Source organism: Bacteroidales bacterium (genome assembly GCA_029210725.1).
GTDB lineage: Bacteria > Bacteroidota > Bacteroidia > Bacteroidales.
This window is the reverse complement of sequence record JARGFM010000037.1, coordinates 23,948-29,985: the sequence shown is the minus strand read 5'-3', so window position 1 is coordinate 29,985 and position 6,038 is coordinate 23,948. Positions and strand designations below refer to the sequence as shown.

5 protein-coding genes and 1 pseudogene are annotated in these 6,038 nt (G+C 48.0%); 3 read left to right on the top strand and 3 right to left on the bottom strand.

Annotated features, from left to right (window positions below; translation table 11 throughout):
- Positions 1 to 267: 267 nt before the first annotated feature.
- Positions 268 to 588 (bottom strand): hypothetical protein, encoded by a 321-nt coding sequence (locus P1P86_15020; GenBank protein ID MDF1576497.1) that lies wholly within the window; start codon positions 586 to 588, stop codon positions 268 to 270.
- A 15-nt stretch (positions 589 to 603) separates the two neighbouring features.
- Entirely contained in the window at positions 604 to 867 is a 264-nt protein-coding gene (locus P1P86_15015; GenBank protein ID MDF1576496.1) for a hypothetical protein, read from the bottom strand.
- 387 nt (positions 868 to 1,254) lie between these two features.
- On the opposite strand from P1P86_15015, the pseudogene P1P86_15010 reads away from it, so the two are divergent.
- Positions 1,255 to 1,410: pseudogene (locus P1P86_15010) on the top strand (tyrosine-type recombinase/integrase).
- 21 nt (positions 1,411 to 1,431) lie between these two features.
- Here the strand turns inward: P1P86_15010 and dinB are convergent.
- Positions 1,432 to 2,496: a DNA polymerase IV gene (gene dinB / locus P1P86_15005; GenBank protein MDF1576495.1), complete on the bottom strand. Its 1,065-nt coding sequence runs from the start codon at positions 2,494 to 2,496 to the stop codon at positions 1,432 to 1,434.
- Between the two features lie 55 nt (positions 2,497 to 2,551).
- Here dinB and P1P86_15000 point away from each other — a divergent pair, with 55 nt between their 5' ends.
- Positions 2,552 to 3,514: a GSCFA domain-containing protein gene (locus P1P86_15000; GenBank protein MDF1576494.1), complete on the top strand. Its 963-nt coding sequence runs from the start codon at positions 2,552 to 2,554 to the stop codon at positions 3,512 to 3,514.
- Positions 3,515 to 3,619: 105 nt separating this feature from the next.
- Entirely contained in the window at positions 3,620 to 6,037 is a 2,418-nt protein-coding gene (locus P1P86_14995) for a TonB-dependent receptor (protein ID MDF1576493.1), read from the top strand.
- Position 6,038 lies beyond the last annotated feature (1 nt).

Below are 6,038 nucleotides of genomic sequence, written 5' to 3'. Positions count from 1 at the left end.
CTTTGTTTTTCGATGCCCCTGAAAGCCTAGTGTTTTCAGGGGTTTTATCAACATTTTGTTAATCTGTCAAAGTAGAACTAAGGAAACTGGAAAAAGATAGGTTTGCGATCTGTTTTGTCTTTGAATGTACTTCATGCCAGAAGTTACAAATAACGAGGGTTCTGGAGAAAATCAGGAGAACTGGATTATAAACAAATTATGAGGTTTTTAGACAATCTGACGGAAGAGGTAAGCCGCCGAGGACACGAGGACGGCTTTACCGATTTGTTATCTGTAATACTTCTCCTCTCTGGTCTGCCCACGGTTTTCAATAGGAATTGCTATCACGTTATGGATGTGTTTGCTAAGAGACTTTATTCTCAGCGAGAAGGCCTCACTATCATGTTCATCCGATAATCCCCAGTTTTCAAGGTAGCCTGTTGGATTTTCTGCTAATGCTTCTGCAAATCCCAATGCTTCCTGTAGAAACTCACCCTCACTGGGCATTCGTGTACACATTGCGCCTAGGGATACTGTTACCATATGATCTATCTCTTCAGCAATCATAAGGGTTTCAAAAGCCTTTTCTGTCAGGTCATTTGTGTCCATATTTCTACAGCATGCCTATAGGTACTTACTTTCTATGTCCGAAATCTTATCGTAGAGGTCCTCAAGCCTTTTTTCAAGCTTTTTGTCCTCCGAATGATTTGCCTCAGCGGCTATAAAACCTGCGAGTTCATCAAGCTCATCCAGGGAATAAACTGCCATGGTACTTTTTCCTTCAGTATTTTTTTTGCGCAATCTATCGGTTAAATCAGACCCAGCAAAAGTATGATTTAGTATAAGGACGCATTCTGCGGTTGTGAGTTTAATTTTTATTCTCTCCATTGATTGACGAATTCAGATAACATATATTCTACTGCCATTGGCAATATAGTATTCTGGGCGGAAGAAATATCTGTCATTCAGTTAACGATATTTCGATTTTTGTATTTGGATTAGGACGGGTTGTTCAGATAATAAATTATGAATTGAAAACTATCGCCATTCCAAGGCTTCGCCACCTCACTCCCAAATTGAAATCCTTGATTTGAGAATGTAATGAAATTTACAAAGAATTGGAGTCAAAATCAATTGTAATCTGTGTGACCTGTGGCTTTTGTTCAGCGGATATGTTCATTTAGCTGTGTCATTCTGATATGTTGCATGAGCATGCATAATAAACTGGAAAAGTGGCAGGGTTGGATGGGTATACCGGTATATTATTTTCCACCACAAAAGGCGGTGAAGCAGTCGCAGATATGCAAGAATGCCTCCTGTCATACCTTCAGGCCTTCCTTTGCGACCCACCTGCCGGAGGATGGCTATGATATCCGTACCGTGCAGGAATTGCTGGGCCATAAGGATGTTCGCACCACCATGATTTACACGCAGGAGAAGGGTAGTACCCGTTTAAAAGAATTCGATTTTTAGTTGCCGGGTGCCGGAATGGTTTTTTTCCTGGAAATTGGACATGGTCAGGCCCAGGAGCCGAATGCCCTGTTCCTGAATTTCTCTGGAAGGAAGTAGTTTTAGAGCCACGCCCTCTATTTCTTTCCTGGTGTAGGCTTTCGGGGAAGTGCTGCTCCTGGTAATGGTGCTGAAATCGGCGAAGCGGAGTTTCAGGGTCAGGGTCTTTCCCCATTTTTGACTGGCTTTGCAGCGATTCCAGATGATGTCTGTAATGGCTGCCAGTTTTTCTTTGACATCCTCAAGATTCGTCAGATCGCTTTCAAAGGTTCGTTCAGCGCCTATGGATTTGCGTTCGCGGTGCGAAACCACCGGACGTTCATCGATCCCCCGCACAGCATGGTAAAAGTATGACCCGGCCTTTCCGAAATGTTTCACCAAATCGGGAAGAGGTAGCAATTTCAAATCCCTCCCTTTGAAAATATTCATCCGGTGCATCTTTTGCTCTGTTTTTTCCCCGACTCCAAAAAAGAGGCCTATATCCAGTTCCTCCAGGAAGCCTTCAGCTTCTTCTGGTTTAATCAGGTAGAATCCGTCCGGTTTATCCATGTCAGAGGCTATCTTTGCAAGGAACTTATTGTAGGATACTCCGGCCGAGGCTGTTAAGCCGGTCTGTTGGCATATCTTCTTCTTGATCTCCATGGCGATTAAGGAAGCCGAAGCCGGTCCCTGCTTAACTTCCGTGACATCTAAAAAAGCTTCGTCCAGCGACAGGGGTTCCACCAGGTCGGTATACTGGTGAAAGATGCTTTGGATCTGGTCCGATACTTTCCGGTAGGCTTCAAAACGATGAGGCACCACGATAAGCCGGGGGCACTTTCTGAGGGCGATGGACATGGGCATGGCCGAATAAACCCCGAATTTTCTGGCTTCATAGCTGGCGGCAGCCACCACGGAGCGGGGCCCCCGATGACCTACGACCAGGGGTTTTCCCTTATATTCGGGGAAATCCCGTTGTTCCACCGAAGCGAAAAACGAATCCATATCCAGATGTATAATTTTTCTCATGGAGCCATATGGGTCATTTCTTTTATCTTAGTAGATACTAAAATTAAGTAAAGTCATGAAACTGATCACCGAGGTGACTCTTCCCCAATATCCGTTCAGGATGGATCCTCAGACCCGGGTGCTGATGATGGGATCCTGTTTTACCGAGCATATCGGACGGAAGCTGGAGAGATACCTTTTCCCGGTCTGTATAAATCCCTTCGGGGTCATCTACAATCCCCTGTCTGTGAAAAAAGGCCTGGAAGCACTGATTCACAGGGAGAGTTACCGGGCGGAGGATCTGAGACAGCATCATGGGCTCTGGTTCTCCTTTGACCACTATACCGGGTTCTCTTCCCCGGACCGGGAGGAGGCCCTGGAGAAGATAAACCATTCTTTTGGCCTGGCCAGGGAGTTCCTTACGAAAGCCGGCTTGCTGATTTTAACCTGGGGAACCTCCTGGGTATACCGCTACAAGGAGACCGGCCAGGTGGTCTGCAACTGCCATAAGATCCCCGCCAGGGAGTTTACCCGGACCCGGCTGAGCACCCAAGAGATTACTTCCGCCTATGAATCGTTCCTGCCTCAGTTGTTTGATTTCAACAGCGACCTGAAGATCATTCACACCATCAGCCCGGTGCGGCACTGGAAAGATGGCGCTCACGGGAACCAGCTCAGCAAGGCAACACTCCTTCTAGCAGGCGATGCTTTGAGAAATAAATTTCCGGACCGCTTCTTTTATTTTCCTTCCTTCGAAATCGTGATGGACGAACTGCGCGACTACCGGTACTATGCCGATGATATGCTGCATACCAGTGAGAAAACCGCCTCCTACATCTGGGAGAAATTCCGGCAGGCGCTGGTGGCCGAGCTCTCTGCTGAAATTATCCGGGATCTGGAACCCCTGTTAAAGCTGCAGGAACACCGGTCCCTGAACCTGAGCAGGGAATCCCTGGAACAGCGGAAGAATCAGATCCGTGAGCGTGCCGGGAATCTGCAAAGCAAATACCCCGAATTGGATCTGAGTAAGTTTCTTTAAATAAATGAATTAGGGAATTGCCCCCTGTTCTGTTTAAGTTTTTGTCGGAATTATTGAACAATATGCTCAGGATTATGTCTTAACTGCGACAACAAACCCAAGGCAATGAATACGACGAAAATATTTACACTGATAGCTGTATTTTTCCTTTCCTCGGGAATGCTGAAAGCTCAGCAGGGGGTTATAGAGGGAAGGGTATATAATACGAAAAACAACGAACCGGTGCAGTTTGCCACCGTGGCCATATTCGGAACCACCATCGGGTCCATCAGTGACCTGGACGGGAAGTTCCTCTTTACCGGTCTGGAACCGGGTTACGTGGAGCTTCGGATCTCCTCCGTTGGATTTGAGACCTATGTGTCTGAAGCCATCCAGGTGACCAATGCCAGGAAGGTATTTCTGGAGGTCCCGCTGGTAGAGGCCAATGTGGAGCTGGAAGAGGTGGTGATAAAGGCCTCCCCTTTTCGTAAAATCAAGGAAAGCCCGGTCTCCCTGCAGCGCATCAGTATTAAAGAGATTGAGAAGAGTCCGGGTGGCAACCGGGATATCTCCAAGGTAATCCAGTCCTATCCCGGGGTGGCATCTACTCCCGCCCAGCGAAACGACGTGATTGTCCGGGGAGGGGGCCCCAGTGAAAACACCTTCTATCTGGATGAGATCGAGATCCCAAACATCAACCACTTCGCCACTCAGGGGGCCTCGGGCGGACCCGTTGGCATCATTAATGCCGATTTTCTGCGAGAGGTGAACCTCTATACGGGTGCCTTCCCTGCCAACAAGGGGAATGCCCTGAGTTCGGTCATCGACCTTTCCCAGGTGGACGGAAACCCGGAGAAACTGAATTTTAAAGGCTCCGTGGGTGCCTCTGATCTGGCCCTCACGCTGAATGGTCCCATCGGGGAGAATACCACCTATATCCTGTCTTACAGGCGGTCCTACCTGCAGTTTCTGTTCAAGCTGCTGGAGCTGCCCTTTCTCCCCAAATACAATGATTACCAGTTCAAGGTGAAGACCAAACTCAATAACAAGAACGAGCTTTCCCTGATCAGCATCGGATCCTATGATAACAATAACCTGAATCTGGATGCCAATGAAACCGAGGAGCAGCAGTTTATCCTGGGCTACCTTCCCGAGAATTTTCAGTGGACCTATGCCATTGGTGCTGTATGGAAGCACTTTCGCGACCAGGGATACGACACCTGGGTGCTCAGCCGTAATTACCTTCATAATGAATCGCTCAAGTACCAGAATAATATCAAGCAGGATGAGCTTCTTACCCTGGACTATAATTCCGATGAGATCGAGAACAAATTCAGATATGAACACACCTCCCTGTATAAGGCTGGATTAAAAGTGAACTACGGGGTTAATTTTGAGTATGCCAAATTCTATGCCCGCACCTTTAACAGGCAGTTTATCCTTAACCAGCCGGTTACCATTGACAATGAATCGGCGTTTGAGCTGTTCAAATGGGGGGCTTTTGGCCAGGTCAGCAAGGACCTGCTTTCCAAAAGACTGGTCCTTTCCTTTGGCCTTCGTGCCGATGCCAACAACTACAACGACCAGATGTCCAACCTGATCAATCAGTTGTCGCCCAGGTTATCCGCCTCTTACCAGTTGACCACGGGATGGTATCTGAATTTCAACACCGGCAGGTTCTACCAGGAACCCGCTTACACCACCATGGGCTACAAGAATGAAGAGGGGGTGATGGTCAACCAGAGCAGGCTCAAATATATCCGATCGGACCATTTGGTGGCCGGAGTGGAATGGCTCCCCGACCAGGAGAGTAAATTCAGCCTGGAAGGATTCTACAAAAAATACAGCAATTATCCCTTCTCACTGAACGATTCCATTTCCCTGGCCAGCAAGGGAGCCGATTTCGGACTCTATGGAAACGAGCCTGTGGAATCCATTGCGGAGGGTCGTGCCTTCGGAGCCGAATTTCTCTACCGCAACAGGGACCTGTTTGGGAGTAACCTGACCATCTCCTACACCCTGGTTAGAAGCGAGACCCTTCCCAGGAAGGAGTCCCTCACGGACCTGGGCTGGATTCCCACCACCTGGGACAATGTTCACCTGCTGAATATTTACGGCTTCAGGGAGTTTAAAGGAAACTGGCAGCTGGGCTTCAAATGGCGCTTTGTGGGAGGGCAGCCCTATACTCCCTACGATACCTACACCTCCTCCCTGGTGCAGTACTGGGACGTCACCGGCTTCCCTGCCACAGATCTCGACCAGTATAATCAATTGCGCTTTAAGCCTTTTCACCAGCTGGACCTCCGGATTGACAAAGAGTGGTTTCTTTCCAGGGTAACCATTAATTTGTATGCAGATATTCAGAACGTGTACAACTTTAAAACAACAGGCAATACTTTCCTGGTTCAGGACAAGGACGATCAGGGAAATCCAATCATCGAGAATCCCTCGGATCCCATAGAATTACAGCGCTACAGGTTGAAGGAGCTGGAGTCTGCCGCCGGAACTGTTTTGCCAACCATTGGTATAATCATTGAATTCTAAA

Bases quoted from the DNA above. Each gene is read 5' to 3' on its own strand.
- P1P86_15015 (MDF1576496.1), bottom strand. From the start codon at position 867: ATGGAGAGAATAAAAATTAAACTCACAACCGCAGAATGCGTCCTTATA.
- P1P86_15000 (MDF1576494.1), top strand. From the start codon at position 2,552: ATGAAACTGATCACCGAGGTGACTCTTCCCCAATATCCGTTCAGGATG.
- P1P86_14995 (MDF1576493.1), top strand. From the start codon at position 3,620: ATGAATACGACGAAAATATTTACACTGATAGCTGTATTTTTCCTTTCC.
- P1P86_15020 (MDF1576497.1), bottom strand. From the start codon at position 588: ATGGACACAAATGACCTGACAGAAAAGGCTTTTGAAACCCTTATGATT.
- dinB (MDF1576495.1), bottom strand. From the start codon at position 2,496: ATGAGAAAAATTATACATCTGGATATGGATTCGTTTTTCGCTTCGGTG.